Below are 26685 nucleotides of genomic sequence, written 5' to 3' on the forward strand. Positions count from 1 at the left end.
AGGATTGTACATAATGGCGTTAGAGCAGCTCTCAAAAGAGGAACGGTTTTCCCTGGATATTCGAAGAACATTTCTTCTGGGGGCGTATATGAATGAATGGGGGGTGCCAGAGCTCAGGATCGTTCTTTCGAAGCCAGACAGAAACATTCATGTAGAAATCTATTATTTTCCGGCCACAATTCAATCTGGCATCGCAAGATTCGTGACGGTAGGGTTGTCTCAGGCAACGCGGCCCTCAGGAGAGCTTGTAGCTGCTGAATGGATGCTTGCGCTGCAACCGGATCTTGGCGGTGAAGAGGTGGAGCGTGTCAACACGTACCTGGTCGATCTGATCTCCCATCACATCGAAAATGTGCCGAATTCGACGGTTCCCCGTGTGATGGAATCAAGCGAATTAGCACTAGCCCGATGGAATGCGAATGCCTTTCTCATTGATGAATTGCGGGGAGAAAAAGAATCCCTCGAACAGATTCATGTGGGTCATGAGACGGTAGCATTACTGTGGGCAGTACCCATCACTTCTTTCGAAGCCAACCTGTTGCTCACCAAAGGATTGGATGAATTTGATGCCTGGATTGAAAGCTCGCAATATTCTATCGTCGACCCCTGTCGTCCGTGATGCCCGTTAGGCACAAAAATAGAGCCCTGGCTTGCGCCGGGGCTTTGGAATAGATGACTTTCAAAAGAAATATTCATCAACCTTCCAGCATTAACAGATGTCCAGACAACTGTTTCAATGCTTCGCGGCAGGCATTTGCCTTTTCCGTATTATTCAGCTGAACAGCCGTATACAGGCGCTCCAGTTCATCGTCCACTTCCATGCGTAACAACATGAGTCGCTCTTCGCCTTCGCGCGAGAGGAACATTTCTTCCATCTCTTCCGCCGTCGGCGCAGGTTCCTTTTGAAAAATAACACGCTGTTTGAACCCGGACACTTCCACGAGCCGAATAACTTCTCCGAATAAAATGTTCTCCACGGTCATCTGCTGATCCTTGAACCGCTTCACAACCGCATGCCCGCGTGTATCTCCAATCAGCTTCTCCAGCCACTCTGCAAGCTTCGCGTCCTTGATAATGTAATCACCTGTCATCTTATAGTTACCACTGCGTGTCTGTTGAAAACGGAGCTTTACCAGCTTGCGGCCAGTACGGACAGACAGGATAAAAAAGGATTCGTCCTCGCTCCAATATAGTGAATACCCCTCACGAATAAGGTCTTTGATCAAATTTTGGATATGCCGACGGTTGAACCGCAGCTCCAGATTGCAATATTCAACTTCATAACTCTTATTCACGGCACTCCCTCCATCTGTACCGGAATTGCTCCGGCCCTCGTCTTCAATCGCTTCTACTCAATCGGCTTACCCTATTTTATACTTCATTTTATGTAAGGGTACTTGGTTATTTGACTATTTTTCACCGAAAGGGCCGCAGGATTGCAGCTTTCCGCAGGAGCACAGGGGCAAGCCCCCGATTTTGTTGATATTATGGGCGCGAAAAAGGGAGCTCCACAACCACGAAGGTTCACGGAACTCCCTTTTCTGTTGCTTATTTGGCCGGAGCAGTACGGAACGGATTCCGAGATAATACAAAATGCACGACGGCAAGTCCTGCCATGACGATGGCACTACCGATGAATGGAGCCGGATGACTAACGTGATCCCACAGCAGTCCGGAAACAATGGGGCCTACAACCATTCCTGATCCTTGTAGTGTAAGGAAAAATCCCCAGATTGCTCCCCGCTCCCCTTTGGGAATCAGTGTGGCTACAAACGCATTCCAGGCTGGCAAAATCATGGCATAACTGATTCCCACCAGCATGACAACACCAAACACCACGGGAATGGATGTTATGGAGGAGAATGCGAACAGACTCGCTGCCGCCATCAAAAAACCAACGTTCAGGAACGGTTTGGTGCCGAACCTGTCTACCATTTTACCAACAGGCAGTAAGGCAATGACTGTTATTCCACCGCCCGCAATCAGCAACAAACTGTATAGGTTCGGAGAGATGTGCAGGTCTGTGCGTGTGTATAACGTAATTACCGGACTGAGCAGCCCGATCACAAACGACTGCATAAACAACGCAGGATACACGAGCGGATTGACATTAAGCGTGCTGCGCACCCGTTGCAATGTGCCCTTCACACTCTTTTGCAGCCGGATAAACGGCGTGAGCAGATTCGGTTTGGCTGGATACTTCACATCTCCATTCTTCGCTGCTTGCTCGGCATGCTCTCCTTCGACGATGACACGTCCGGGAAGAATCATGGCTACCAGGATAACCAGAATGGCACATCCCATCAGCACGAGAAATATGGTTCGATAATCATGATGCGTGCGCTCCAGCAACCAGTTCATGCCCACGGGTCCAAGCCCTGTGCCGCCCAAAGCGGCCATCTCCAGCGCTCCCATTGCTGTACCATTTTTGTTCTGTGGGCCTGACATCGCAGTCACCCCTGTCATGGCGCAAGGCCAGAGCGGTGACGTACCAACACCAAGGATCAGACAGGCCATGGCCAGTCCAAAGGCGCTTTTAAGAAAAAGGATCATAATAACAGCGATTAAGGTACAGATTAGTGCTGTAACCATCGTTGCACGAAAGCCGATCCGTTCTGCGGCCCACCCGGAAGGTGCCCGGAACAGATTATCTCCCAGATATTGAAGCGCAAAGGCTACACCGATAACACCTGCGGACAGACCCAGAATATTGTCCATATACACGGGCAAAACAGCTACCAACAGGGCTCCTTTGATAATTTCAACTAGAAAAAGTGTCAGCCACATCGCGATAAAAAATGGTGATCGCAAAATTTTGGCTGGTTTTGTGTCGGTTTGCATTCTTTTTCCCCTTTCGGCGTTCATTAACCCATTCCTTATCCTTAGTGTAACCGTGGGGAATGTGCCCAAATCTCGGCAATTTAAAAAATTGTCGATTATACTGTTGCATTCGGTTCTTAATTTGCTATACTCATCTTTGTTTACCAATTTTATTAGGAAGGGTTGTGACAGCACTGATGAATCACCACCGTACGCCGCTGTTTACCGCTTTAAAAAATCATGCGGCACTCAATCCGGTACAGTTTCATATTCCGGGCCATAAAAAAGGATTGGGAGCGGATACCGAATTCCGTGAATTTATTGGCGATAATGCCTTCTCCATAGATTTGATTAACATCGCACCGCTGGATGACCTGCATCAGCCTACCGGTGTCATTCAGGAAGCACAGATCCTGGCAGCAGATGCCTTCGGAGCCGATTATACCTATTTTAGTGTACAAGGCACAAGCAGTGCCATCATGACCATGATTCTGTCTGTATGTACACCGGGTGACAAAATTATTGTGCCCCGTAATGTGCATAAATCGGTTTTGTCCGCCATTATTTTCTCAGGCGCCAAACCTGTATTTGTTTCCCCTTCACAAGACGTCAATCTGGGTATTGATCACGGAGTGACTACACAGTCTATCCGTCGCGCACTTGAGCGTCATCCAGATGCCAAGGCATTGCTCGTGATTAACCCGACCTACTACGGTGTAGTTACCGATCTAAAAGAGATTGTTGAGCTTGCACATAGCTATCAAGTCCCTGTACTTGTTGATGAGGCACATGGCGTACTTATTCATTTCCATGAGGATCTGCCGTTGTCAGCGATGGCAGCAGGTGCCGATATGGCTGCAACCAGTGTCCACAAGCTTGGTGGCTCCATGACACAGAGCTCCGTACTCAACCTGAACACGAAGAACGGGTTCGTGAATCCACAGCGTGTACAGACGATTCTGAGTCTGCTCACCTCAACATCAACTTCATACATTTTGCTTGCTTCACTCGACACATCAAGACGTAACCTGGCACTCCACGGTCGTGAAATTGCACAGAAGGCGATTGAATTAGCCGAGTTTGCCAGACGTTCGATTAACGATATGGATGGACTGTATTGCTTCGGTAAAGAGCTGCTGGGTACAGAAGCGACCTTCAACTATGATCCAACCAAAGTTACGATCCATGTCCGTCACTTGGGTATTACAGGATATGAGACAGAGAACTGGCTGCGCGAACATTACAACATCGAGGTCGAACTTAGTGATATGTACAATATTCTTTGTCTCATCACGCCAGGAGATACGGATGACAGCGTAGATATCTTGCTGAACGCTTTGCAGGATCTCTCCCGTACGTATTATCAAGTGAACCCGGCCCATGAACTGGTGGTTAAAGTTCCGGATATTCCACAGTTGATGCTGACTCCACGTGATGCATTCTACGGTGATACCGAAGTCATTCCGTTCAAGGAATCCGCAGGACGTATTATTTCGGAATTCATCTATGTGTATCCGCCAGGTATTCCAATCCTGTTACCGGGTGAAGTTATTACCCAAGAGAACATCGACTACATCATTGATCATGTCGAAGTTGGCTTGCCTGTCAAAGGCCCCGAAGATCGCAGCGTAACCAACGTTAAAGTGATCGTGGAAGCCGATGCCATTTTCTAAAACAACCCCATTTGCGCTGTAAATGGGATGAACGTAAAGGACCAAGCCCTAAGCTTGGTCCTTTTTTATTTTATGGGATAAGTGAGTTTGCATTTTCCCGTCTATTTCGTCGTTCAAACCGGTCATGAAAATGCTCGTCTTCCTCTTGAGAACAAACAAAAGGCCCCCTGAAATCAAGGAGCCTTCATGTTATGTTCCAAAAGAATGACTATTCTTGTGATGCAACGAGTTCGTTGTAAGCCGCTTCAACGCGGTTCCACTCTTCTTCGTCTTCAATATTGTAGAGCACCATTTCCTCGTCTTCTTCTTCCATACGCAGGATGATGCCGTCAGCTTCAGGATTGTTACGTTCCAGCAGGAGCGCATAAACATGCTTCTCCACGTCAAACGTCTCCACCAAAACCATCTCCACGTCTTGGCCGTTCTCGTCTGTTAATGTGAGAAGGACTTCTTCATGCTCGTGGTCGTGGTCGTGGTCTTGCCCGCATCCGCAGCCATCGCCGTGTTCATGTGTGTGATCGCTCATTGAAATACCTCGCTTTATAAATAGAAATTGTGTAACCTTGCATATCGTAACATGTTCAATGACCTAGGTCAATTTAAAAGGGCAGCGTTACTTTCGCTTCAATCGTTCAGCGCTGTAATGATTTTCTCCGCTACCAGGACGTAGCTACTGTTTGCATTTTCTTTAATATGAAAGCCTACCTGGTACTTGCCAGCACGACTGAAATCGTACGTAAAATCATATGTGCGGAACCAGAAGTTATCCTTCTGGGTCGTAAGCTCCTGGGACTGGATATCTTTCACCTGACCGCTCGGATTAGTGATCGTAACTTTCACAGCAGCTACATCAGCTGTCAGACTGTCCACTTGTGAAAATACATTAAATTTCAACTTACCTACGTTAACGTTGCCAAATACAGTGTCTCCCTTGAAGAGAAAAATATGTACATTCGGTTTGATCACCGTTACTCTCTTGTTGCTGCTATCCCATTTGACGACGCCTCCGGTTTCCCTTACAGGTACATAGGTCGTTCCATCAATGAGATAACCTCCATCAGCTGCTTCCTTGCCGTTAATGAGAACTCGAATCTTCTCGTTCACCGAATCTGCAAACAATAAAGACCCGCCGAGCAAGGAGAATACCGTGACACAAAGCAATATTCGTTTCCATTTCATCCCGTCAATATTCCCTCCCCTGCTGCTAGCTGTTGTACATTTATACTGCAGATTCATCCACAAAGTTGCGCTGTTTTTCATCATTTTTCATTTTTTATCCAGATTTTTTTCCACCCCTTGGAGTACTCAAAAAGAGGCGATCCTCATTAAAGGATGCCTCTGTCCTATTATTGTTATATATACGGGATTATACGAAGAGTTACGAAGAAGTATGGCGGGTCAAAATACAGGGAACACCCTTGCCTAGTGCCCCTTCAATTCTCATACGTGCAGCGTAATCCATTCCTCGTGTACATGGTGTCTTGCATCTCTCGCATACATCCGAAGTCACCAACTTCATGGATACACGAATTTTGTCACTCTTTAACGCGGGAGCTTTCTTTCCTTTTGCCTTTGCCATCCCGGATTCCCCATTTCCCCAAGTGCTTACTGATGTAATGCATCATATGGGGATTCGCCCGGTTGTGTGTCAAATGGAATAATCGAACTGATTTCAGTTATGTTAAATAAAGCCACCATTCACTCGGATCGTCTGACCCGTAACCCATTGAGACTCCGGGCCTACCAGAAATGAAATGACACTCGCGATGTCTTCCGGCTCACCCAGACGACCGAATGCATTCATTTTACGGATTCCTTCCAGCTGTTGCTCCGTCTTGCCAACCGAGAACAACTCCGTGTTGACCGGACCTGGTGCGACTGCATTAATCGTAATCTGTTTGGAACCAAACTCCTTGGCGAGTTGACGGGTGATCTGCTCTACCGCCCCCTTGGTCCCTGCATACACACTGTACCCAGGAAACATCTGTCCTGTTACCGAGGTAGAAAAGTTCACGATACGTCCTGCATCTTCCATATGTTTAAGCGCTTGTTGGCAAGCAAAGAACGTGCCTTTGACATTAATGGCAAACTGCTGATCAAACTCTTCCTCTGTCACTTCCGCTAGAGGAGTTGTCTTCATGATGCCTGCATTATTGATTAAAATATCCACTTTGCCAAGCTCGCTGATCGTTTCGGAAAACAGACGTTCCACATCTTCCTTCCTCGCCAAATCCGCTTGCACGGTAATGGCACGAACTCCTTTTTGCCGAACAATGTCTGCTACCTCTTCTGCTTTGTCCGGACGACTTGCATAATTAATCACCACATCGGCTCCGAGCTCCGCGAGTTGCTCCGCAATGGCACGCCCAATACCTCGCGACGATCCTGTGACCACAGCAACCTTACCTGTTAGTTTATTCATTCGATCTCCCACCTTCTTCATTCATATTAGATAAACCGTGTTCGACTAATAACCATACTTGTGCAAATTCATCATCTATCGCATCGCTGCGCCATTCATAGGCATGTGCCGGGTGATGGAAACGAGCCGTTGCATGAAGAATAGCCGTTGCTGTTACCTTAGGATCACTGAACTTAAACTGGTGATTCTGTCGAATAATTTCGCTCAAATGGAGTATAAGATGTTCCACATGTTTGCGGATCAGATCAGCTGATTCCTGCGTAACCCGCGCATACATCTCAAATAATTCGGGATCTGACTCAGCATAATGACGTTTAAGATGTATTAATGTTTCTATATATACTTTCAGATGATATATACCTTCCCTTGCGTTGTTCTCATCCTCAGTTACCGAAGTTAAAGGTGTGATTATTTCATCTTTAAGCCATTGTTCAGTGACACCTTCAAGCAATTCCTTCTTGCTGGCATAATGTCTGTATATCGTTCCATGACTGACTCCGAGTAATTTGGCGACATCGGTGACGGATGTTTTGGCAGCACCGAAGCGTCTTATCGTTTCCTGAGTAGCTGATATAATCTGCTCTTTGGTGAGAAATTCAGAAGTTTTGTCTTTTACCATATGAACGAGATGGTTAACACCATCCACTTGCCACCTCCAATGAGATTAGATTAACATACTCGATAACAAATGACAATTATTGATTTTTGTCATTTGTTATTATTTATCTATTATTATTTTTAACTTTCAATAACGTCATAACAAAAAAAGAGCCTATTAAAACTTGGCTCTTTTGCTTCCTTATCATATATATCAACAAGCTTTACAATTTACAGTACTTTGACATAGTCAAGCTTGGTGCACTTAGAAAACGTATTTAAATAATAAGAAGATGACAAGAAGGATGCCTCCCAGAATGAGCCAGTTACTGATTTCGTACCAAATGCCCTTCCCTCCGGACAGGTATTTCTGTTCATTCTCTTGATGACGCTGACGGTGTGTATCGGTCTCAGAGCCATGGGGTGGTTTGCTAAAATCCATCATAAGTACATGCCCCTTTCAGCAACTTTATATAATCCTAATACCATTATAACCCATAATGGAGTAAGAATTTGATTTTTCTGCATAAAAAGGGCTGTTTCATACAAATGGTTCTATTGGATAGCCGTCAGTTCTTCTTCTGTGACCCATTTGTGATTCTTAACCAAATCTCCCCCTGTTGTCGGGGGATAATCAACCATATATACCGTTGTCTCTTCAGCAGAATCAATAATGGCCTTCGCACCCTTCATCCCTTTCATGTGATCAGCGCTCAACACTACCTCAGAACCTGCCGCATACGGTTGTTCCTTATGGTCCTGTATTTCCTCATGGATAACCCATTTATGATTTTGCACGGGATCTCCGCCTGTTGTTGGCGTATACGTAACTGCATATACCGTAGTTTCATAGGCTCCAACAATCTTTGCTTTCGCACCCTTCATGCCTGACATGTGGTCGGCACTCATCAGCGCCTGACTTCCTACTGGGAAGGTGGAGTTGTTTTTTTCCCGCAGTCCTTCCGGTAGCTCTCCCGATTCAGAATGGTGCATCTCACCTGCGGCACCTGTATGACTGTCATCGTTACTTTCAATAGTTTGCCGAGTCTCCTTGCCACATCCACTCAAAATCAAACTGCTTGTAATCAATATAGTCGATAGGGTCAGTAAATATTTTTTCATGTTTTGCACTCCTTTAATTCCAGTTATACCCTTCATTATACCCCCTATGGGTATATAACAATCATTATGATTGCTTTTTACGGGCAAAGCACTTCTTACAGCAGAGCAAAACAATACAAAAAACCTCCGATTTCTCGGAGGCTTCTTATAACAACAATTAGTTTCAATGATTACGCCAGTTCCACGTTAACATTCACGTTCCCTTTGATTCCTTTGGAATATGGGCAGTAGTCATGGGCAAGTTTCACAAATTTCTGTGCTGTTTCCTCATCCAGACCGAGAATCTTAACTTCCAAATCGACTTGAAGCTTCACGCCATTGTCCTCAGAGTCCGTCACCAACATTACAGTAGCAGCTACGGTACTTCTTTCAATTTCAACTTTGTGTTTCTTCAATTGAAACTCCAGTGCGGAGTTAAAACAAGCACTATATCCCGCTGCAAACAACTGCTCCGGATTGGTAGCTGTCGTCACTTGTCCTCCGAGTTCAGGTGGTGCAGCAACATCCAACATAAACACGTTATCTGGCGATTGTACGATTCCTTGACGTCCGCCTGTATTGATGACTGTTGTTTCATATAATGTTTTCATGTTTGAAAACTCCTTTAGTTTTTTAGATTTATTTTGACTACATTTCGATCTCTTTTTTATCGCTAACAATTACATTGTACACAATTAAATTGTGTATGTAAATAGTTAATATAAAAATAATATAGTTTAATGCTGCGTTTAAATGAATAGCGATGAGGAGAATTATAATGTAGTTATCGGTAGAGGAAATGTATTTTTCTTTAACTTTCATCCATCAGATAATCTAAGTCGAACCGTTAAGGAGGAATAACACGTTTGGAGAATAATTCATTCCTAACCCCGGACAAGCCCAAACCTAATAAAGTCAGGGCACTTTCTGAGGTGTTGGCTGTATCCACCAGACTCGGCCTGACTTCATTTGGAGGACCGATCGCTCATCTCGGTTACTTTCATGAAGAATATGTTCGTCGTAGAAAATGGATGGATGAACGAAGCTATGCAGATTTAGTTGCGCTATGTCAATTTTTGCCCGGTCCTGCCAGCAGTCAAGTCGGGATTGGAATTGGCATCATCCGGGGCGGTTTTCTAGGGGGACTGATAGCTTGGCTTGGTTTTACACTTCCTTCTGTCATTGCGTTAGTTTTGTTCGCTTTCCTTCTACAAGGATTTGATATCAGCCGTACTGGCTGGATTCACGGCCTTAAGATTGTTGCAGTAGCTATTGTTGCTCAAGCGATATTGGGCATGGGGCAAAAACTAACTCCTGACCGTTACAGGGCAACCATCGCTATATTTACTGCAGCGGCGACCCTTGTGTGGCAGACTGCGTTCACTCCAATCCTTTTTATTGTTATTGCAGGCATGGTAGGCATGATCCATTTTAGAAAAATGACAGGCATTCAGACAGTAGACTTGTCTATTCCTGTGAGTCGTAACTTGGCAATATTCTGTTTGGCTACGTTCTTTGGAATCCTGATTCTTCTCCCTGTACTCGCACCATTTGATCGTTCGGGATGGCTGTTATTCTTTGATAGCTTCTACCGTTCAGGTTCACTTGTATTTGGTGGAGGGCATGTTGTACTTCCGTTACTGGAACGTGAATTCGTCCCTGCAGGTCTGATGAACAAGTCCGACTTTTTGGCGGGATATGGAGCAGCACAAGCTGTACCTGGACCATTGTTCACCTTTGCCAGTTATTTAGGTGCGATGATGCGCGGGGTCCCAGGTGCTTTCGTTGCAACGATCGCTATCTTTTTGCCAGCATTCCTTCTGATCGTAGGCGCATTGCCCTTCTGGAATTCTTTATGTAAAAGCTCGAAAATTCAAGGAACATTAATCGGCATTAATGCAGCCGTTGTAGGTATTTTGTTGGCGTCGTTATACGATCCGCTCTGGACAACTGCAATCCTGACTCCTGTTGATTTTGCACTCGTATGCATATTGTTTCTAATGCTCGTTTTCTGGAAAGTACCACCGTGGATCGTTGTCGTTGCTGGTGCAGCAGGCGGTACAATCATGAATCTTCCCTAAATAAAAAGGTACCCGAACACTGCACTTCTTTTTCAAAGTGTCCGTGCTTAGGTACCTCATTCCTTCAAAGTATGTCTTTTTACCAATCCATGCAGTTAATTGATTTATACTCTTCAGCATTCCAATCAGTTACTCCAGATATCCACTTTCATCTGTGCACATTTGAAATACTTGGCCTCTGCGGGGCTTGTAGTCAGTTTCAACAGACATTGCAAGTTTCCATGTTGGAATATCCCACCACTGAGATCAGCAGCAACACCGCCATACTGGTCATCCGCACCAAGCCATACGGACGGTCTCTCGAACCCAGCTGAGAACTGTAATCCGGTGCAGAGCAGCACAGTCAGGTTCTTACGGTTCTGTGCCTCATCTCCTGCTACGCCATGTGTGGTGAAGAACACCATGTTTTGCTTGAAATCGGTATACGTTCCATCTGCTTTATAGGCACGAACCATACCATACTTCTGATTGACGTTCTGAAAAAACGTGATTCCGGCTTTACTATCTTTCGATTTAATGCCAAGCTGAACTGAAATACCAATGTTCCCGTTCAATTGTAACGCTTCCAAAGTGACTGCAATGGCTGTTACTTTCGAGCTGTCAATCAGATGCTTCATTTTCAACTCGGCTGAGGCTCCTGCCGTTGCCGGTGTTGTAACTGTAATGGTCCCTCTATCGGGCAAAGGCTCAAACGTAGGTGTACCCACCACCTCAAGCCAATCCGGTAACGTTCCATGAAGAAAATCGGCCACAAGCTGTTTGTGAACTTTTCCAAATGGCACGATCTGACCCGCTGCATCACGTATAACCATCTCTACACCCCCACCGAATAGGCTACACCGATATTATGATCGGTATTGTAATACACGTACACTACTCCGTCCATAACGGACACCATCATGGATTGCATGTTTGTCGTTTCCCAATTCAATGCCGGAAAATGTATATCTGAAGGTTTGTCCAGCAGTTGACGAAAGTCTGCGCTGATCTTGGCAATAGCAGGCCGAGCTACGGTCGTAACCCCACCGGAAGCATAAACCGATAACATGCCGAGCCACCACATGCTCCCTTTGTACATAAATACACCAGCATTGGGTCTCGAAATGTTTTCACCCGCGTTTAAAGTGGCATCATTACCACCCATTAATGGTCTAGGATCAGCTAGCCAGCTGCGCCCATCATGAGAATGCCAGATACATTTACGGCCGAAGTCACCGCCGCCCATCACCGAGAAACCGATCCATTTGCCACCATTTCTAAAGCACGAGAAGTATCCGGTATGACCATCACCTGGGAAACCAGGAGGTTTGTCCAGAATCAAACCCACTCTTGTCCAGTTAATCATGTCTACAGAGGTTGCAAGTGCCGTCGATTGATTGATCCCCAGTCCGTTTTGTTGATAGTACATAAAAAATAATTGTTCAACATCGTTCCAGATTACAAATGGCGTTTCTGTCGAATTCCCAACCACGGTATCCAGATATACCTGTCCATGTTTCGTCCATGGTCCTGTCGGATTGTTCGAGTAGGCTAGTCCAATTCCTCCGATGTTATTATGATTGGTAGAATACGTGGCATAATAATCTGCTTTTGCATCAGGGATAAGCCCCTTTACCTTGATCGCCCGAAACCAATAGATCGATTGAAGACCCGCCATTGCAGCGGTATATATGGGATTGTCCATTTTTTTATCAAATTGAGGTGTGTACATCCGTCTGGATTCTGCATCGCAATAATCGTATGGCGCAATGGCCCTGTTCGCCTTCATCGCTGCATCGAGTGCTGCCTGAGCAATATTTTCAGCCATGGACATGGAACTCAACTCCTTCGTGAGCAGGATATTACCTTTTACCGGTGACGAATATAAACTATCCGAAGTGTCCTTTAATAGGATTGAAAAATCAACAACATTACCCACATTCGCAGCCGGCTCCTGAGTAATACGAATGATAGGGCGAATGTCATTATTATATGAATACGCTTTCATTTTGTTGATTTCTTTACTTCCCTTGCCATGGTGATCAGCAAATCTCCTTTTCATGGGTACGCCCGGATAATGTTGATCCTTCATATTAATCCCTCCTATTGTTTTCTCCCGATAAGTATATTCATGAAGTTGCCTTTCTGTTAAAGCATCATGCCCATCTTGCAGCCTAATATTCCAAAGTGAGCTATGAATCATTTAGAACAATCGCCGAACAAAAAATGAATAGAAATTTGGAAAACTTTTTCTATTCTCTATTACTAAAACAACACGCTAATCTTGATTCAAAAGCTTTAAAGATCGGTGCAGTTATATTAAGTGCAGGAATTTACGCAGCGTCCTTGGATTGTTTAAATCATGGGTCTCCTCCGGCAGAACAATATATAGAAAAAGCCTTACCGTTTTTAGTGACCAAAACTAAATCATTTATCTAAGTAAGAGTAAGGTGAATTGTCTGTGGCGCTGAGGTAATGAGGAATTTTTCATTTCGTCCCCCATCTGTCCCCAAAACTTATTTTACGCCTTCTTCACAGTTCATAAAAAAAGAAAAGAAGCCTTACATCGTAAGGCTTCTCGTGTATGATCTGTAGTGGGCTCGAACCACTGACCCCTACCCTGTCAAGATAGTGCTCTCCCAGCTGAGCTAACAGATCATGATATATAATTGTTTCCCAATCAAGTAACAGTATCATATCAAGTAACCGTGTTCATTGTCAATCATTTATTTGGTTATAATTCACCCGAAATGGTGCACAATAAAGGAAAGATTCCCATTTATACAACGAGGTGAATTCCCTATGAGAAACTCAACAAAACGGTCAAAGTCCAATAAACATACATTTACCAAATGCTTCTTTCTCTTTGCTGGGCTTGTGATTCTCATTACAACCGTTACTGGTTGCGGCTTGGAGCGGGATGAACATACAGTACAATTTCAACAATTACACCAGCCCAATGAAAATGGTGATTCTCTGCCTGTCTGGCTAGACGTGTACTCCAAATCTGTGATTCAAGATGTATATTCTCCACGAGGGAGCAGTGAAGTCCTACCGTGAAGGTTAACAGGTGAATTACTCATCTTCATCCCACTTCCGTGAGTATGCTTTCTTGGTCACGTAATACAACAGAGCAATCATTCCCGCCGACATTAGCAATGTAATTACCATGATGCCTGCCATGCCCATCGCTAGTTCCTCCTCTCCCAATATGTTCCAGACTTAACTATACAGGAAAAGCATTTTTTTGTATAATTCAGTCTGATATGTCGCGCAAGAGCAGAAAGAAGGAATGGAATTGGCAGCTGAGATTAGTTATGTAACGACGGAAGAACAACTGGAGCAAGCCTTGGGGATTCGCCATCACGTTTTTGTGATCGAGCAACAGGTGCCTGCCGAGATTGAAATTGATCAATATGATGTCATCAGTCCTGATGTACATCATGTATTGTTAAGTACGGATGGGCAGGCTGTTGCCACGGGACGTCTGATCTATTACAGCAAGGATACAGCCAAAATGCAGCGGATCGCGGTGCTTGAGTCTCATCGTTCATTTGGTTATGGACGAGTGCTTCTGTTGGCCATGGAAGAGCGGGCACGTGAACTTGGCTTAACCTATTCTGTACTGGATGCACAATGTCAGGCTCAGAAATTTTATGAAAAACTGGGTTATGAAGTGATTTCGGAAGAACCTTTTTATGATGCAGATATTCTGCATGTTCGTATGAGAAAGAGCTTGTAAACCCTCGGCGTTGGCAGGTCTTTATCAGCATATGGTGCATACTTCCGAGGAATTCGGATAGGCTAATCAGGTAAGCAGATTCCTATCTCGTCATATAAGGAGAGTGTGACATCATGGATCAAACAACACGCGAGAGTTTCACAGCCGTACAGAAAAATGGCGACGGTGACCTGACAGCATTTCAGACTTCAGCAGGACGTGTACTGGATTACCAACAGGCACTTGCAGAAGTAAAAGCTGGGGCTATTGCCGGCGTGAATGTATTTAAAGGCAAGGATGGAGAAATGTACATTCGCGGCGATGCCGACGGCGACCCAACCAATAACCTAGACCAACTTCCCCATTTCTAAAATAGATGCACACGTCGTACGTGTGACACAGTAAGCGCCGATCCGGTTACCCGGGTTGGCGTTTTCTTATTATGACTAGTAGTCCGTAAAATATTTTACGGAGTCCCCGGAAGGCTGGCTTTTGCGAATCGGCTGTTGTACCTGTTCCCATGCCTGCAAAATCTGTATCCCTTCGAGAGTAGACCGGTTATCCCACGCGATATGCCCAGTGCGTTCAAGCTCCAGCAATGACTCATGAATGAATGCTTTGCTTCGTCCCGTCTTGTTCTCCAGTTCATCCATACGCGGCAGCCGACGCCGTTGCCCTGCATAGTTCACCATAATTCGCAAAATCTTGCGTTCAAAGTCGTTCAGCATACTTTACCTCCCCGTTCAGATCCGTAACAGGACGCCATGCCAGAATACCTTGCTCCAGAAATGTTCGGGGTGAGCCTTCTTTTCCTGCAGATGCCCTAATCATCCCGCCACGTACACTGTTAATTCGAATCTGTCGCTGCGTAATCTGCCCTGCACGATCCATGTAGACAAGCTCCACCATCTGGCCAATATATTTCCCTAGCATAATCATCCCTCCGATAAGAACGTTTGTTTGTATTTCTTATTATATGCGAACATAAGTTCTTTATTCAATAGTAAAAAAAGGGTTTTGTAAAATAAAAAAACCAGACTTTCACCTTAACGATCAAGGGAGTCTGGTTCAATCCATAATGTAGCTAATATGAAAACCTTGTGTTGTAATCACTACATTCTATAGCGGATCAGTGTCGATCCGATTCCGAAAATTGTACTTTTTTCAATTGCTGTGTTGACGGATTAAAATCAACATTTACATAGACTGCGAATTGCTTGCCGTCTTTTGCACGAACCCATAACTTGAACTGTTCCCGTGATTGATCCGCTGTTAGAGAGGTACGACCGATATGCTTGTAGTCCAAAATATCCACATTGTATTTGGTTTGTGTTTCTTTGACCGCAATAATTCCCCATTTCGCATAATCAGGGATTGCAGCACCTGTGCCTGATGTAATTCCAGCTAAACTCAGGACTACCGTCATGACGGTAACGATGAGCATTCTCATTTCACTCACTCCTTGGGACAATATGTTTCTGTTATATTGCCCGTCCGGGTTTTATTTTACACGAATAAATGAAAGATCCAGGCCAGTGGCCGTAGGGAGAAAGGAACCACATGAACAAGCCGGTCAAACGAATCAGTAGGCTCCGTCCGGAAGCTCATTCCCCAGTCACCCGAGAAAAAGTGTTCTTGTGTCTTCGGCTCCTCAGGACGTTCCAACCCGTACTTCTTCTCAAGTAACTGCCTCGTTGTTTCATCCACCTGAACCTCGTTCGTAACGTCATATGCTGTGGCAGGCTCGCTGCTTATGTACATCAGAATCATTAGAAACATTACAATCCCAACTATTTGTATCCAACGCTTATTCATCTCTTACTCCTTTATGGATTCATGACTCTTTTCTCTTGTAACGTGAAGATTCGTTCGAATGTTTGATTATACATAAAATTCACCGTATTGGAAATAACAAAAAGGAAGATATGTGGCATGCGTTATGCGACGCTTAAGTCCCATTTGGTTGATTTTTTGTTTAAAAAACCCAATTGTCGTGTAATAGGCCATGACAGAGTGACTTCACGATCTGAAACCTACACGATCTGCAATACCACTTTGAGGAGGTTACACCCGAATGTTCAAACGCTTGGATGAAATCCTGATTGAGATTCCCAATGTCGAGAAGCCAGATCCGAATGCTGCGGCAGCCATACAAGAATTGCTCGGTGGCAAATTCGGAGAAATGTCAACGTTGAACAACTACCTCTATCAATCGTTTAATTTTCGTTCCAAAGAAAAGCTGAAGCCCTTCTACGACCTGGTCATGAGTATTACGGCCGAAGAATTGGGTCATGTTGAGCTCGTATCTCATGGTATTAACAAATGCCTCAGAGGATCAACCGAGTACAAAGAACCCGACGATACACCACTTGGCTCCGTGAAGGATGCTCGTCTGTCGTATCATTTTCTGGCAGGTGCGCAGGGAGCGATGCCTTTCGACTCCATGGGTAATCCGTGGACAGGAGCACACGTCTTTAATAGTGGTAACCTGGTCGAGGATCTGCTCCACAACTTTTTCCTTGAATGCGGAGCGCGTACCCATAAAATGAAAGTATACGAAATGACCGATCACCCCGCAGCCCGGGAAGTTGTCGGTTACCTGTTGGTGCGTGGCGGCGTGCATGTCGTGGCATATGCAAAAGCACTCGAGATTGCAACTGGCGTAAATGTAACCAAGCTGGTTCCTATCCCTTCACTGAACAACAAAGCCTTCAATGAGGCTCGTAAATATGAAGAAAAAGGGGTACACACCAAGCTGTATACCTATAGTGATAAAGACTTCAACACGATCGGTCAGATCTGGAAAGGAACTCACCCCGAAGATGGACAACCCCTGGAAGTCATCCAAGGGATACCTGAAGGATTCCCGATTCCGGAATCTCCTGCCGTGGAGGAAGAGTTCGCACCAGGCATCTCTCAGGAAGAATTCAAGGAAATTGCTCGCCGTCTGAAGATGGCAGGGAATATTGCGGATTAATTCAGCTAAGTAACAAAATAAGCCCAACCTTCAAAGGTTTGGGCTTATTACAGTTGTAACAGGATTTGAATATTTCACTTTGCTACAATATACCGAAACAATCATCTGAAAACTCACCATTAATCTTATATTCAATTAAATATCGTTATCCGAATGTTTCTTAATCATCTCCCAGAGCTCTTCTTCACTATTCAAACGTATAGAATTCGTATATTCCCAACTAAAATAAGGAGCCAGGTCTTTGGCTATTTCTTCCCAAGTCTCCCCCTGATGCTGCGTCAGAATTTGCTTAATGGTTTCCGTAATCAATTCAAAATCTAACTTATTAACAATAAAATGCCTCATACCCAAGACTACGTTAATCTCGTTTTTCAGTTCTCTTTCTAATGCTTTCGGAGTTATGATTGTAAAATCAAAATTATCCTCACCTTCAGAATCTTCCGTTCCAATACAGGCTGTACCGGACAAGTAAAAATCGTCTCCGATATCTTCAGTCTCCGTGAATTGTAACTTGCCATGAATATTCGGATTTCCAGTAATAATAAGATCTTTTAAGATCGGCTTAATCACGTTTTACACCTCTTAGGTATCTAGTGCTTCCATTAATCTCTATTTTTCTTGTTAAAGTGCTGCATAGCATATTCCATTTTCTTAGAACGCTAATTACCAGTTTCTATGTATCCAAACTTCCATCTCCACCTATATCTCATTGGTCTCCCTTCATCTTTTCTAAAAGCTCCACGATAACCTCATCCAACTCCTCTAGTATTTCATCATGTGTAGGAGACTCCAGTATCCTTACCAAATCCGTCTGTAGCATACTTAGATGAGATATAGGTAATCGATCAATTAATCCGACCAAAATGAAATATTCCCACTGTGGATCTTGGGTTTGCAATACATCTTTAATATGAGGAATTAAGTCTTCGCCCAGTCTCAATAGTAGATCCTCTACCGGCTTTGAGATAGGCCAATTCCCGTCTTGCAACCACTCCAGCAGCTCTGGGATGATAACTTTTAATTCGACATCACTGAACTTACTTAACTTACGCACCGCTTTATAATCAAACTTATCGCGGGGAAGGCACTCTCTAATATCCATTTTAAAATTCCTTCCTCATCTCAATGTGCAAAATCATAAACTCCCCACCATTACTCGACAGGCTCTACATCCTTTACTCTGATCTCAATCTCATCTTGATTCTTCGTCGTTGACATCGTATCTCTCATACGAATCGTCCACGTTCCTGCATCCTGAAAATTGTACATCTTCAATGACAGGAATACGTACCTTTTCTCCATCTGGTGTGTACAATCCGCCCCGAATTGCATCCGCCTCACTTAAATGAGCACCATCTGGAGTATTGGACAAGATACCGCCATCATTTCTGCTCTGGCCTGCCCGGGATAGAGCTGATTTTCCGGGCCTCCATCCGTCCAGATTTCAACATAGGAGCCGATCTGCGAATCAGGCGCATTGGAGAACCATTTTGCAAGATTGCAAGATTGAAAGTGATATATATGAAGGCTGTACGAAGATTGGGCATATGTCCGTCCTCCTTAACTATATTCCCTTTCTAATGCTAACGTCCACTACCCAGTTATTGTTGCAAACACAGCCTTCAACTCATCCTCATCTCTCACATGGCTCGTCTATAGTAATCAGAATACTTCACTTCTTGATGTTTCTCTTATACAGATACCTGCCCCATACCACCAACGCTGTACACAACAAGATCACACAATAGGCCCACACAAAAAACATGGCAAGCCCCAAGCCGATGTTGGCATCCAGGCGCTTATCAAAGATCTCCGTATACAACGCAAAACCGAGTGGCACGGCGCCAACAATGAAAAGTCCAATGAACCATCGACCCCAATGTCGGAAACTGGAACCCGCGCCATTACTGGTATGCTTGCGAATTCCTTGAATCAGAAACCACAAAATCAGAATAAATAATAAACAGGTCATAAGAATTTTTTGCATATCGCTCAGTTGCATCTCGTTCGCCTCCTACGTCATATATAATGATGAACATATTAACTCATTGAAGTTGAAGACTTAACTATCATTACCCGATTCTATGCCCATGATCACAGGCAGACAACAGCTTAGCACCCTTGACTCAAACCATAATCATGAAAAAGAAAATAACGCCACCGTCCTGACCCCTTCCAAGTCAAGAACGATAGCGTTACTTCCCATATTTACATTGTTACATCTACATAGGATAGAATAGGTTACGCGCCAAATTGCGCATAGTGAAGGCGGCTGTATACCCCACCTGCTGCGAGTAATTCTTCATGACGTCCCTGCTCCGTAATGCCCTGTTCAGCAACGACAATAATGCGGTCTGCATTTTTGATCGTAGCCAATCGGTGAGCAATAACCAGTGTGGTCCGGCCCTCGGACAGCTCAGCAAGGGATTGCTGAATCGCCGCTTCCGTTTCTGTATCCAGCGCGGATGTGGCTTCATCCAGGATCAGAATTGGTGGGTTTTTCAGGAACATACGGGCAATGGACAAACGCTGTTTCTGTCCACCGGACAGCTTCACGCCGCGTTCACCAATTAACGTATCTAATCCTTCCGGCATCGATTGGATCAAAGGTTCCATCTGGGCACGTCTGGCGGCCATCCAGATTTCTTCTTCGGACGCATCCAACTTGCCGTAGGCAATATTCTCCCGAATGGTTCCATCGAAGAGGAAGACGTCCTGTTGTACAATTCCGATATGACTACGCAAGGAATCGAGCGTCATATCCTGTATCTCCTGTCCATCGATCGTGATGCGACCTTCCAGCACATCATAGAACCGTGGCAACAGACTGCACAATGTGGTTTTACCAGCCCCCGATGGACCGACAAGAGCTACAGTTTCACCGGCTTGTACGTTGAGATCGATACCTTTAAGGACAGGTTCCTGATCCGAATAACCAAAGGTGACTTTCTCATAACGAATATCTCCACGCAGGTGTGATACCGTAACGGCACCTGGACGATCTTCCACATCCGGTTCCATATCGAGAAGCTCCGTATAACGTTTGAAGCCTGCAATCCCTTTGGGATACGTCTCAATAACCGAATTGATCTTCTGAATCGGTGTCAGAAACACATTGGACAGCATAATAAATGCAATGAACTGACCGTAGGTCATACTGCCGTTAATGACAAACCACGTTCCGCATACCAGGACAAAGAGGGATACAAGCTTCATCAGCATATAACTGACAGAGGAGTTCCAGGCCATAATTTTGTATGCGATCAGCTTCGTTTGACGGAAACGACCGTTGTTCACAGCGAATTGTGCTTTTTCATGCTCTTCATTAGCAAAAGCCTGAACAACACGAATACCTGTAATATTGTTCTCTACGCGAGCATTGAAGTCCGCAATATCTCCGAACATTCGGCTGAATGCCTTGGACATTTTGCTACCAAAGTAGAGCGACAGATAAATAATCAACGGCACGATGATAAAGGTTAACACCGCCAGATTCCCGTTAATGCTCATCATGATGCTGAATGCACCAATCAGTGTCATCACCGCGATAAATACATCCTCTGGACCGTGATGGGCAATCTCGCCGATATCCATCAGATCGTTAGTCATACGGGACACGAGGTGTCCTGTTTTTGTATTATCGAAGAAACGGAATGATAGCTTCTGCACATGATTGAACAGACTTTTACGCATATCCGTCTCAATGTTAATGCCGAGCTTGTGTCCCCAATAGGTAACCACGAAGTTCAGGAATGAATTCAATAAGTAGATGCCCAGCAATGCCAGACACGCCCACAGAATCCAGTCCCAGCGGCCGCCTGGCAGCAGATCATCGACTACCCGGTTGACCGCCAGTGGAAAAGCCAGCTCCAGCAGCGCAACCAGAATCGCACAGCTGAAGTCAAGAATAAAGAGCTTTTTGTAAGGCCTGTAATAGGCAAAGAAACGGCGAAGCATGGACTAATGTCCTCCTTATGCAACCACACAATGATGATTACGTTCTATTTCGTCTTGCTTAAGAGGTACAGGAAGTATGGCGCACCAATAATGGCAACCAGGATACCCGCAGGTATCTCCGAAGGCTGTAGGATGACACGGCCCAGCGTATCTGCAACCAGCACGAGCAATGAACCGATCAATGCAGATGCGGGTAACAGAAACTGATGTTTTGGACCCACCAGACGACGTGCCAGATGCGGTCCGATCAGACCGACAAAACCGATCCCCCCACTCACAGATACACATGAGCCGGCAAGCCCAACCGCAGCCGCAAGCAAAATCAGCCGCTCACGCTCAACCGGAGCCCCGAGTCCACTCGCAGTCTGGTCACCCAGATTCAGTACGTTCAGTACACGTGCCTTATACAGAACAAGCGGTACAAGAATGATAAGAAACGGCAGTAATGCCGTAACAAATTTCCAGTTCGAACCCCAGATGCTGCCTGCCATCCAGGTAGCTACAAATTGATACTTTTCCGGACTAAGCCGCAACGTCAGCACGATCATGGCAGAACTGATTCCCGCCGCTACCCCGATCCCCGTAAGCAACATACGCGTAGGCAGGATGCCCTCTCCTTTTTTGTAAGAGAGAATGTAGATCAGAAATGCGGCAAAACCGGAACCGATCAAGGCCAGAATTGGCAAAAGAAATACCGGTGCTGCTGTCGTTGTCGGGAAAAAGGAAACGAATAACATAACAACCAATCCAGCGCCTGCATTAATCCCGAGGATACCCGGATCTGCCAGCGCATTGCGAGAAACCCCCTGCAAAATACAACCAGATAACGCAAGTCCGGCCCCGACTAGCACCGAAATAACGATACGTGGCAGACGGAATTCAAACAGGATCAATTCCTGTTTCGCCGTACCTCCGCCAAACAAGGTACGCATCACCTCAAGCGGCGAAAGCTTGGTAAAACCTGTGTTCATGCTCACCACAAAAGCCGTAATAATTAATAGGCCAAGCACAATGAGGACAATCGTGCTCTTGGCTCTCTTTTTGCGCTCTGCTCCAACTAGTGTTGAGGATTCCATCGTTACAGAGTCCTCCTTTCTTTACGCGCCAGATACAGGAAGAACGGTACCCCGATGAGGGCAACCAATGCGCCAATTGGCGTCTCGTACGGCGGGTTGATCATACGTGCAGCCAGATCCGCAAATACAAGCAACAGACTGCCCATTACAGCGGAGCATGGAATAATCCAACGATAATCCACCCCAACTATTTTTCGCGTAAGATGGGGAATAATGAGTCCAACAAAACCAACCGCACCCACAACGGACACAGCCGTACCCGCGAGGATCAGTACAACAATCAGACCCACGAGCTTGATCAGCCCCGTACGTTGGCCTAAGCCAACGGCAATATCTTCTCCAAGACTAAGCAGCGTAATGGAACGGGAGATGAGAAGACCTGCAATCAGCGCAGCGAGTACCCATGGGAACATGACCTCCAGCTGAGACCACTTCGTTCCGGCTACACCTCCGGCTGTCCAGAAAGCCAGATCTTGTCCAATTCTGAAATACAATGCAATTCCTTCACTGAGTGCTGACAACATCGCAGATACAGCCGCACCCGCAAGCACAAGTCGTAGAGGTGTAAGACCCGATTTGGAAGCTGCACCAAAACCATACACCAACAGAACACCAAGCCCTGCTCCAATGAATGAATACATAATGATGTACATAAACGGCAAGCCCGGGAAAAAGGCAAAACAGATCGCAAGCGCAAATCCAGCGCCCGCATTCAGCCCAAGCAGACCCGAATCGGCCAGCGGGTTACGGGTCATGCCTTGCATGATCGCACCAGCTACAGCGAAGCATGCACCGACCATCGCCCCGCCAAGAATACGCGGCAACCGAATCTCCCATATGATCTGATGCGGAGTTAGCTCAGGATTGAAATCGAAGATGGCCTTCCAGACGACACCAAGCTTAATATCAGCAGCGCCAAAAGAAATGGACAATGCCATACCCAGAGCGAGTAGTAAAATTCCCCCTGTAAGAATAAGTGTGGCTGCCCACGGACGAGTGTGTATCTTCGCTGTGGGTGATTCCGGATTATGATTTGCTGGTGAAGCTTTTGAACTCATACGCGCCCACCCTCGTTATGAGTGGAGCTGTTCGAACTTATGTACATAACAATCACCTCTCTATAAATACCGAACTTTAATGATATTGATTCTCATTCCCATAGACCATTGTAAGTGAATCCACGGTCTCTGGCAATGGACAAATGGGACATGTTTATTGCATATATGAAGATTTGCACACAATTTTGCACGCAAAAAGGCTGTGCAGGAGCCAAAAAGCTCGAACACAGCCTTGTCATTGTATATGTAGAACACCTGTAAAATACAAACTCAATTAACGGGCAGGTACATTAATTAATGATGCCAGGACATCAGGAACATCGGTAATAATTCCTTGCACACCCGTGTCAATCATGGCCTGCATCTCGGCAGGATCATTCACTGTAAATGGGTAGGTAACAACGCCATGTGCCAGGGCTGCCGCAACGTCTTCGTTCGTAACTGCCAGCTTGTAGGGATGAAGGCCTGAAGCTTCAAGTTTGACGGCATAGTCATAGGGACGATACAGCTTTTCCATATATAGAAGCGCTGTACGAATCTCCGGGGCAAGACGCTTGCATCTTACCAGGGAAGCATGATTGAAACTGGACAGAACGACCTGTTGTTCCAGCTTCCAGTCTCGGATCGCCTGTACAATCTTCTCTTCCATTCCCTTGTAACTCACAATACCATTTTTCAACTCCAGATTAAGCAAGGTTCCTTTCCCCTGTACGAGCCTGAATAAGTCCTCCAGAGAAGGAATACGTTCCTCGGCAAAATCGGCATGAAACCAGGACCCCGCATCATATGTGCGCAATTGATCGTACGTTATATCCTTAACCCAGCCCTCTGCAGCCGCAGTCCGGCTTAACGTTTCATCATGAATCAGGACCAATCGGCCATCACTCGTCATCTGCACATCAGTTTCAATGCCTGTCGCTCCAAGCTCCAGACAACGTTCAAAAGCACTCATTGTATTCTCCGGGCATACGGCAGATGCACCGCGATGGGCAATAATTTCAAAGTTCCTCATTCCAGCGCCTCCTGCGTTCAACGTTAACTCTATGATCTTCACTATAAACACCGTTTGTTAGACCTGTATTAACAGAACGTTTAATTGGTTGTTTTCTTTGCCAATACATGCGTTATAGTTGAACATCCAACGGGCTGGGGATTCACTCATTTTTGCGAACTCAATCTGAAAATCGACATAATATAGTATGAACGAACGATGGAAGCACTGCACTCCGTTATAAGGAGGTTGACTATTGAATCCCTCAAAGAAAAAATCGACACCTACGCGCCCTCGCACATCCCAGTTACAGTCGGCTTCCAGGCTTTCCAGATCATCTGTCCATATCAAAAACAAATCCGGCAAGACGGCTAATCAGCGTTCCTTTAACTCCAGTTCACCCAACACACTGGATCAGCTGGCTATTGTTGCAGCTATACTTTCCTTAATTGCTGCCGCCATCGGGCTATATATCGCCTGGAAATCGTTAAGTAATCCGGATCAAACTGCTGTTGTGGTGTAAGCTGCTTGATACGCAGCTATTGGCTCAGGAGGCTCTCTCCTGCTTCTGACCTTATTCAGGGGCAGGTTTTTGCTTTTTCAATCGCTACTCATGTGTTCTGAAAACGTCAAAAAACCGTTCCCCTGAAACGCCGGCATGTACCGGCGTCTCTTTGGAAAGGTCATTTTGTATTCGGGCGGCTGCCTCTGCAGCACGATCCCTCATCTCGGAATGTGGACCGAATTACAGAATAAATGTACGAGAGATGATAACCAATAGAATGAACAATACCAGAATTGCACCTGTTGATGTCCATGCTCCACCACCGAAGCCTCCGCAATATCCGTAACCTGTACCTTTGAGTTCGCTCATCAATGACACTCCCCTCTTCATCGAAGTACACTATAGACTATGTCCGATAGCGAAACTTGCTTGGGCAGATCGAAAATTCTCCTCAAGAGCGATTGGTTACAGGCCTCTATTCTTGTAAAATCATTGTCCGTTCAGCTGTGACCACTTCTGGGTCAACTCTGCCGGAACATAGGATGACATCTGGCCTAGCAGTTCAGCCGGATCAGATTCCAGACTCCACAGACTGAGATGCGACGTGTTAGAGAACCCTTCCTGTACACTATGCTCTACCATCTTCATTAGCGGGCCATAATATCCGTTGACATTCAATAAGCCGACAGGCTTGCGATGAATGCCGATCTGTGCCCAGCACAACACCTCGAATAGTTCTTCAAATGTACCCATGCCTCCGGGAAGTGCAATGAATCCATCGGATAATTCCGCCATTGTAGCCTTCCGTTCATGCATCGTTCCCACTTCAATCAGCTGTGTAAGCCCTCCATGAACAACCTCACCCCGGAACAATCCGGTAGGCATAACACCGATCACTTCTCCACCTTGCTTCAGAGCCGCATCGGCAACGGCGCCCATTAAGCCCATGCAAGAACCACCATAAACCAGTGCATATCCGCGATCGGCAATCTGTTTGCCCAGTTGAACAGCCTTCTCTGTATATTCGGGGTGATTTCCCGGGTTCGAGCCTGCAAAAACAGCTATACGTTTCATTGGGTTTCACTCCTTCTCATGATCTATTTTAATAGTATACAACATGAATGTTATGGGTATGTACAACAGGTTAACAGAACCAATGGACAAAAAAATACCCGACCGTTTGCAGCCGGCCGGGCTCCCATTTCAGTACACATCAATTTAGAAGGGGTTGTTACTATCTAATATACTGACCGAACATTAAATCCGTATGATCTTTGCATGAAATGAATATTAAATCTTCGTGGTACTAACGTATCCCACGGCGTGAACGCACGACAAACATATGCTTGTCTTTACGCAGAACCCGGCCATCTGCAAGTTCGACCTGATCTTCATCATGACGCAGAATCGTCGTGGATAACGCTACAATTTTGGCCCGGCGCCAGATCATAACCTGTGACTTGAAATAGATGGCATTTTCAAACTGAATCGCCTTTTTCATCACATATCCAACCTTGTGTACTTCAGAACGTGCTTTCTTTAAGGGAAGACTCTCTTCGGGAAGAGGTCTGATCATTGCGATATTGTCAAACGATACCTTAATTCGTTTCGGTCCGATCCGTACACATTCCGCTTCTTCGTCCCACTCGACCAGCGTTCCCTTTAATGGCTCCCGTATGCCTGTTGCACGATATACCGCTACTTTTCGTCCTATCCAATGTCGCAAT

36 protein-coding genes and 1 tRNA gene are annotated in these 26685 nt (G+C 45.5%); 8 read left to right on the top strand and 29 right to left on the bottom strand.

Annotated elements, in window-relative coordinates; translation table 11 throughout:
* Positions 1-13: 13 nt before the first annotated feature.
* Complete coding sequence (locus PAHA3_RS14755) at positions 14-619, top strand: suppressor of fused domain protein (protein WP_062835392.1); 606 nt, start codon at positions 14-16, stop codon at positions 617-619.
* A 76-nt stretch (positions 620-695) separates the two neighbouring features.
* On the opposite strand, the gene PAHA3_RS14760 is transcribed toward PAHA3_RS14755, so the two are convergent.
* Together PAHA3_RS14760 and PAHA3_RS14765 are read right to left on the bottom strand one after the other, a co-directional pair.
* Positions 696-1295: a hypothetical protein gene (locus PAHA3_RS14760; protein WP_062835393.1), complete on the bottom strand. Its 600-nt coding sequence runs from the start codon at positions 1293-1295 to the stop codon at positions 696-698.
* Between the two features lie 253 nt (positions 1296-1548).
* Entirely contained in the window at positions 1549-2841 is a 1293-nt protein-coding gene (locus PAHA3_RS14765) for an MFS transporter (RefSeq protein ID WP_062835394.1), read from the bottom strand.
* A gap of 176 nt (positions 2842-3017) precedes the next feature.
* Between PAHA3_RS14765 and PAHA3_RS14770 the strand changes: the two genes are divergently transcribed.
* Positions 3018-4493 carry an aminotransferase class I/II-fold pyridoxal phosphate-dependent enzyme gene (locus PAHA3_RS14770; protein WP_062836119.1) on the top strand — a complete coding sequence of 492 codons (1476 nt, stop codon included), beginning with the start codon at positions 3018-3020 and terminating at the stop codon, positions 4491-4493.
* Positions 4494-4701: 208 nt separating this feature from the next.
* Here PAHA3_RS14770 and PAHA3_RS14775 read toward each other — a convergent pair whose 3' ends face one another.
* The 8 genes from PAHA3_RS14775 to PAHA3_RS14805 all read right to left on the bottom strand — a co-directional run bounded on the left by PAHA3_RS14775 (position 4702) and on the right by PAHA3_RS14805 (position 9224).
* Entirely contained in the window at positions 4702-5019 is a 318-nt protein-coding gene (locus tag PAHA3_RS14775) for a DUF1292 domain-containing protein (RefSeq protein WP_036614722.1), read from the bottom strand.
* Between the two features lie 98 nt (positions 5020-5117).
* The gene (locus PAHA3_RS14780; protein WP_062835395.1) at positions 5118-5672 is read right to left on the bottom strand and encodes a hypothetical protein; all 555 of its coding nucleotides are present in this window, start codon (positions 5670-5672) and stop codon (positions 5118-5120) included.
* A 199-nt stretch (positions 5673-5871) separates the two neighbouring features.
* Positions 5872-6072, bottom strand: coding sequence for a hypothetical protein (locus tag PAHA3_RS29865; protein ID WP_074095792.1), 201 nt, complete (start codon positions 6070-6072; stop codon positions 5872-5874).
* Between the two features lie 102 nt (positions 6073-6174).
* Positions 6175-6915, bottom strand: a complete 741-nt coding sequence (locus PAHA3_RS14785; protein WP_062835396.1) for an SDR family oxidoreductase — start codon at positions 6913-6915, stop codon at positions 6175-6177.
* Positions 6908-7534, bottom strand: a complete 627-nt coding sequence (locus PAHA3_RS14790) for a TetR/AcrR family transcriptional regulator (RefSeq protein ID WP_062836120.1) — start codon at positions 7532-7534, stop codon at positions 6908-6910. The genes PAHA3_RS14785 and PAHA3_RS14790 overlap by 8 nt, the downstream gene beginning before the upstream one ends.
* Positions 7535-7777: 243 nt before the next feature.
* A complete protein-coding gene (locus PAHA3_RS14795) occupies positions 7778-7957 on the bottom strand; it encodes a hypothetical protein (protein WP_036614724.1) in 180 nt (59 codons plus the stop codon).
* Between the two features lie 110 nt (positions 7958-8067).
* Positions 8068-8634: a YdhK family protein gene (locus PAHA3_RS14800; RefSeq protein ID WP_062835397.1), complete on the bottom strand. Its 567-nt coding sequence runs from the start codon at positions 8632-8634 to the stop codon at positions 8068-8070.
* A 170-nt stretch (positions 8635-8804) separates the two neighbouring features.
* Positions 8805-9224, bottom strand: a complete 420-nt coding sequence (locus PAHA3_RS14805) for an organic hydroperoxide resistance protein (RefSeq protein WP_017687397.1) — start codon at positions 9222-9224, stop codon at positions 8805-8807.
* 255 nt (positions 9225-9479) lie between these two features.
* Between PAHA3_RS14805 and PAHA3_RS14810 the strand changes: the two genes are divergently transcribed.
* On the top strand, positions 9480-10694 hold the full coding sequence (locus PAHA3_RS14810; protein ID WP_062835398.1) for a chromate transporter: 1215 nt from the start codon (positions 9480-9482) through the stop codon (positions 10692-10694).
* 125 nt (positions 10695-10819) lie between these two features.
* Here the strand turns inward: PAHA3_RS14810 and PAHA3_RS14815 are convergent, their stop codons facing one another.
* Positions 10820-11506 (bottom strand): hypothetical protein, encoded by a 687-nt coding sequence (locus PAHA3_RS14815; RefSeq protein ID WP_062835399.1) that lies wholly within the window; start codon positions 11504-11506, stop codon positions 10820-10822.
* Positions 11507-11508: 2 nt separating this feature from the next.
* The gene (locus PAHA3_RS14820; RefSeq protein ID WP_062835400.1) at positions 11509-12765 is read right to left on the bottom strand and encodes a hypothetical protein; all 1257 of its coding nucleotides are present in this window, start codon (positions 12763-12765) and stop codon (positions 11509-11511) included.
* Positions 12766-12899: 134 nt separating this feature from the next.
* Between PAHA3_RS14820 and PAHA3_RS30470 the strand changes: the two genes are divergently transcribed.
* Complete coding sequence (locus PAHA3_RS30470) at positions 12900-13112, top strand: hypothetical protein (protein WP_167350890.1); 213 nt, start codon at positions 12900-12902, stop codon at positions 13110-13112.
* Positions 13113-13258: 146 nt separating this feature from the next.
* On the opposite strand, the gene PAHA3_RS14825 is transcribed toward PAHA3_RS30470, so the two are convergent.
* Positions 13259-13331, bottom strand: a tRNA-Val gene (locus PAHA3_RS14825).
* A 640-nt stretch (positions 13332-13971) separates the two neighbouring features.
* Between PAHA3_RS14825 and PAHA3_RS14830 the strand changes: the two genes are divergently transcribed.
* On the top strand, positions 13972-14415 hold the full coding sequence (locus PAHA3_RS14830; RefSeq protein WP_062836121.1) for a GNAT family N-acetyltransferase: 444 nt from the start codon (positions 13972-13974) through the stop codon (positions 14413-14415).
* A 113-nt stretch (positions 14416-14528) separates the two neighbouring features.
* A complete protein-coding gene (locus PAHA3_RS14835) occupies positions 14529-14765 on the top strand; it encodes a DUF3892 domain-containing protein (RefSeq protein WP_017687389.1) in 237 nt (78 codons plus the stop codon).
* A gap of 75 nt (positions 14766-14840) precedes the next feature.
* On the opposite strand, the gene PAHA3_RS14840 is transcribed toward PAHA3_RS14835, so the two are convergent.
* The 4 genes from PAHA3_RS14840 to PAHA3_RS14855 form a co-directional block, all read right to left on the bottom strand.
* On the bottom strand, positions 14841-15122 hold the full coding sequence (locus PAHA3_RS14840) for a hypothetical protein (RefSeq protein WP_186333752.1): 282 nt from the start codon (positions 15120-15122) through the stop codon (positions 14841-14843).
* Positions 15106-15327, bottom strand: a complete 222-nt coding sequence (locus PAHA3_RS14845) for a hypothetical protein (RefSeq protein WP_017687387.1) — start codon at positions 15325-15327, stop codon at positions 15106-15108. The genes PAHA3_RS14840 and PAHA3_RS14845 overlap by 17 nt, the downstream gene beginning before the upstream one ends.
* A gap of 196 nt (positions 15328-15523) precedes the next feature.
* Positions 15524-15844, bottom strand: coding sequence for a DUF3889 domain-containing protein (locus PAHA3_RS14850; RefSeq protein ID WP_062835401.1), 321 nt, complete (start codon positions 15842-15844; stop codon positions 15524-15526).
* A gap of 56 nt (positions 15845-15900) precedes the next feature.
* The gene (locus PAHA3_RS14855) at positions 15901-16209 is read right to left on the bottom strand and encodes a hypothetical protein (RefSeq protein ID WP_062835402.1); all 309 of its coding nucleotides are present in this window, start codon (positions 16207-16209) and stop codon (positions 15901-15903) included.
* Between the two features lie 259 nt (positions 16210-16468).
* On the opposite strand from PAHA3_RS14855, the gene PAHA3_RS14860 reads away from it, so the two are divergent.
* Positions 16469-17371: a manganese catalase family protein gene (locus PAHA3_RS14860; protein WP_062835403.1), complete on the top strand. Its 903-nt coding sequence runs from the start codon at positions 16469-16471 to the stop codon at positions 17369-17371.
* 135 nt (positions 17372-17506) lie between these two features.
* On the opposite strand, the gene PAHA3_RS14865 is transcribed toward PAHA3_RS14860, so the two are convergent.
* The 9 genes from PAHA3_RS14865 to PAHA3_RS14900 all read right to left on the bottom strand — a co-directional run bounded on the left by PAHA3_RS14865 (position 17507) and on the right by PAHA3_RS14900 (position 24474).
* Positions 17507-17941: an Imm8 family immunity protein gene (locus PAHA3_RS14865; protein ID WP_062835404.1), complete on the bottom strand. Its 435-nt coding sequence runs from the start codon at positions 17939-17941 to the stop codon at positions 17507-17509.
* Positions 17942-18077: 136 nt separating this feature from the next.
* Positions 18078-18473, bottom strand: coding sequence for a DUF5071 domain-containing protein (locus PAHA3_RS14870; RefSeq protein WP_062835405.1), 396 nt, complete (start codon positions 18471-18473; stop codon positions 18078-18080).
* Between the two features lie 50 nt (positions 18474-18523).
* Positions 18524-18673: a hypothetical protein gene (locus PAHA3_RS30475; RefSeq protein WP_167350891.1), complete on the bottom strand. Its 150-nt coding sequence runs from the start codon at positions 18671-18673 to the stop codon at positions 18524-18526.
* Between the two features lie 80 nt (positions 18674-18753).
* Positions 18754-18918, bottom strand: a complete 165-nt coding sequence (locus PAHA3_RS30480; RefSeq protein WP_167350892.1) for a hypothetical protein — start codon at positions 18916-18918, stop codon at positions 18754-18756.
* A gap of 125 nt (positions 18919-19043) precedes the next feature.
* Positions 19044-19373 (bottom strand): hypothetical protein, encoded by a 330-nt coding sequence (locus PAHA3_RS14880; protein WP_062835407.1) that lies wholly within the window; start codon positions 19371-19373, stop codon positions 19044-19046.
* Between the two features lie 239 nt (positions 19374-19612).
* A complete protein-coding gene (locus tag PAHA3_RS14885; protein WP_062835408.1) occupies positions 19613-21328 on the bottom strand; it encodes an ABC transporter ATP-binding protein in 1716 nt (571 codons plus the stop codon).
* 44 nt (positions 21329-21372) lie between these two features.
* The gene (locus PAHA3_RS14890) at positions 21373-22404 is read right to left on the bottom strand and encodes a FecCD family ABC transporter permease (RefSeq protein ID WP_062835409.1); all 1032 of its coding nucleotides are present in this window, start codon (positions 22402-22404) and stop codon (positions 21373-21375) included.
* Positions 22405-22406: 2 nt separating this feature from the next.
* Positions 22407-23462, bottom strand: a complete 1056-nt coding sequence (locus PAHA3_RS14895; RefSeq protein WP_062835410.1) for a FecCD family ABC transporter permease — start codon at positions 23460-23462, stop codon at positions 22407-22409.
* 274 nt (positions 23463-23736) lie between these two features.
* Entirely contained in the window at positions 23737-24474 is a 738-nt protein-coding gene (locus PAHA3_RS14900; protein ID WP_062835411.1) for a glycerophosphodiester phosphodiesterase, read from the bottom strand.
* A gap of 235 nt (positions 24475-24709) precedes the next feature.
* Between PAHA3_RS14900 and PAHA3_RS14905 the strand changes: the two genes are divergently transcribed.
* Positions 24710-24976: a hypothetical protein gene (locus tag PAHA3_RS14905; protein ID WP_062835412.1), complete on the top strand. Its 267-nt coding sequence runs from the start codon at positions 24710-24712 to the stop codon at positions 24974-24976.
* A gap of 222 nt (positions 24977-25198) precedes the next feature.
* Here the strand turns inward: PAHA3_RS14905 and PAHA3_RS31090 are convergent, their stop codons facing one another.
* The 3 genes from PAHA3_RS31090 to PAHA3_RS14915 form a co-directional block, all read right to left on the bottom strand.
* Positions 25199-25327: a hypothetical protein gene (locus tag PAHA3_RS31090; RefSeq protein ID WP_255319930.1), complete on the bottom strand. Its 129-nt coding sequence runs from the start codon at positions 25325-25327 to the stop codon at positions 25199-25201.
* Positions 25328-25447: 120 nt separating this feature from the next.
* Complete coding sequence (locus PAHA3_RS14910) at positions 25448-26032, bottom strand: TIGR00730 family Rossman fold protein (RefSeq protein WP_062835413.1); 585 nt, start codon at positions 26030-26032, stop codon at positions 25448-25450.
* 232 nt (positions 26033-26264) lie between these two features.
* The gene (locus PAHA3_RS14915; RefSeq protein WP_017687369.1) at positions 26265-26684 is read right to left on the bottom strand and encodes a hypothetical protein; all 420 of its coding nucleotides are present in this window, start codon (positions 26682-26684) and stop codon (positions 26265-26267) included.
* Between the last annotated feature and the right edge of the window lies 1 nt (position 26685).

Origin of the sequence: Paenibacillus amylolyticus (genome assembly GCF_001570725.1) — a bacterium.
Taxonomy (GTDB): Bacteria; Bacillota; Bacilli; order Paenibacillales; family Paenibacillaceae; genus Paenibacillus; species Paenibacillus amylolyticus_A.

Excerpts from the sequence above, each read along its gene's own strand:
- PAHA3_RS14880 (WP_062835407.1), bottom strand. The coding sequence starts at position 19,373 with ATGCAACTGAGCGATATGCAAAAAATTCTTATGACCTGTTTATTATTT.
- PAHA3_RS14780 (WP_062835395.1), bottom strand. The coding sequence starts at position 5,672 with ATGAAATGGAAACGAATATTGCTTTGTGTCACGGTATTCTCCTTGCTC.
- PAHA3_RS14835 (WP_017687389.1), top strand. The coding sequence starts at position 14,529 with ATGGATCAAACAACACGCGAGAGTTTCACAGCCGTACAGAAAAATGGC.
- PAHA3_RS31090 (WP_255319930.1), bottom strand. The coding sequence starts at position 25,327 with ATGAGCGAACTCAAAGGTACAGGTTACGGATATTGCGGAGGCTTCGGT.
- PAHA3_RS14855 (WP_062835402.1), bottom strand. The coding sequence starts at position 16,209 with ATGAATAAGCGTTGGATACAAATAGTTGGGATTGTAATGTTTCTAATG.
- PAHA3_RS30480 (WP_167350892.1), bottom strand. The coding sequence starts at position 18,918 with ATGCCCAATCTTCGTACAGCCTTCATATATATCACTTTCAATCTTGCA.
- PAHA3_RS14870 (WP_062835405.1), bottom strand. The coding sequence starts at position 18,473 with ATGGATATTAGAGAGTGCCTTCCCCGCGATAAGTTTGATTATAAAGCG.
- PAHA3_RS14800 (WP_062835397.1), bottom strand. The coding sequence starts at position 8,634 with ATGAAAAAATATTTACTGACCCTATCGACTATATTGATTACAAGCAGT.
- PAHA3_RS14820 (WP_062835400.1), bottom strand. The coding sequence starts at position 12,765 with ATGAAGGATCAACATTATCCGGGCGTACCCATGAAAAGGAGATTTGCT.
- PAHA3_RS14815 (WP_062835399.1), bottom strand. The coding sequence starts at position 11,506 with ATGGTTATACGTGATGCAGCGGGTCAGATCGTGCCATTTGGAAAAGTT.
- PAHA3_RS14840 (WP_186333752.1), bottom strand. The coding sequence starts at position 15,122 with ATGCTGAACGACTTTGAACGCAAGATTTTGCGAATTATGGTGAACTAT.
- PAHA3_RS14850 (WP_062835401.1), bottom strand. The coding sequence starts at position 15,844 with ATGAGAATGCTCATCGTTACCGTCATGACGGTAGTCCTGAGTTTAGCT.
- PAHA3_RS30475 (WP_167350891.1), bottom strand. The coding sequence starts at position 18,673 with ATGGAGAAAAGGTACGTATTCCTGTCATTGAAGATGTACAATTTTCAG.
- PAHA3_RS14890 (WP_062835409.1), bottom strand. The coding sequence starts at position 22,404 with ATGGAATCCTCAACACTAGTTGGAGCAGAGCGCAAAAAGAGAGCCAAG.
- PAHA3_RS14900 (WP_062835411.1), bottom strand. The coding sequence starts at position 24,474 with ATGAGGAACTTTGAAATTATTGCCCATCGCGGTGCATCTGCCGTATGC.
- PAHA3_RS14765 (WP_062835394.1), bottom strand. The coding sequence starts at position 2,841 with ATGCAAACCGACACAAAACCAGCCAAAATTTTGCGATCACCATTTTTT.
- PAHA3_RS14770 (WP_062836119.1), top strand. The coding sequence starts at position 3,018 with ATGAATCACCACCGTACGCCGCTGTTTACCGCTTTAAAAAATCATGCG.
- PAHA3_RS14805 (WP_017687397.1), bottom strand. The coding sequence starts at position 9,224 with ATGAAAACATTATATGAAACAACAGTCATCAATACAGGCGGACGTCAA.
- PAHA3_RS29865 (WP_074095792.1), bottom strand. The coding sequence starts at position 6,072 with ATGGCAAAGGCAAAAGGAAAGAAAGCTCCCGCGTTAAAGAGTGACAAA.
- PAHA3_RS14795 (WP_036614724.1), bottom strand. The coding sequence starts at position 7,957 with ATGATGGATTTTAGCAAACCACCCCATGGCTCTGAGACCGATACACAC.
- PAHA3_RS14895 (WP_062835410.1), bottom strand. The coding sequence starts at position 23,462 with ATGAGTTCAAAAGCTTCACCAGCAAATCATAATCCGGAATCACCCACA.
- PAHA3_RS14860 (WP_062835403.1), top strand. The coding sequence starts at position 16,469 with ATGTTCAAACGCTTGGATGAAATCCTGATTGAGATTCCCAATGTCGAG.
- PAHA3_RS14790 (WP_062836120.1), bottom strand. The coding sequence starts at position 7,534 with ATGGTAAAAGACAAAACTTCTGAATTTCTCACCAAAGAGCAGATTATA.
- PAHA3_RS14885 (WP_062835408.1), bottom strand. The coding sequence starts at position 21,328 with ATGCTTCGCCGTTTCTTTGCCTATTACAGGCCTTACAAAAAGCTCTTT.
- PAHA3_RS14910 (WP_062835413.1), bottom strand. The coding sequence starts at position 26,032 with ATGAAACGTATAGCTGTTTTTGCAGGCTCGAACCCGGGAAATCACCCC.
- PAHA3_RS14775 (WP_036614722.1), bottom strand. The coding sequence starts at position 5,019 with ATGAGCGATCACACACATGAACACGGCGATGGCTGCGGATGCGGGCAA.
- PAHA3_RS14845 (WP_017687387.1), bottom strand. The coding sequence starts at position 15,327 with ATGCTAGGGAAATATATTGGCCAGATGGTGGAGCTTGTCTACATGGAT.
- PAHA3_RS14785 (WP_062835396.1), bottom strand. The coding sequence starts at position 6,915 with ATGAATAAACTAACAGGTAAGGTTGCTGTGGTCACAGGATCGTCGCGA.
- PAHA3_RS30470 (WP_167350890.1), top strand. The coding sequence starts at position 12,900 with ATGAATAGAAATTTGGAAAACTTTTTCTATTCTCTATTACTAAAACAA.
- PAHA3_RS14755 (WP_062835392.1), top strand. The coding sequence starts at position 14 with ATGGCGTTAGAGCAGCTCTCAAAAGAGGAACGGTTTTCCCTGGATATT.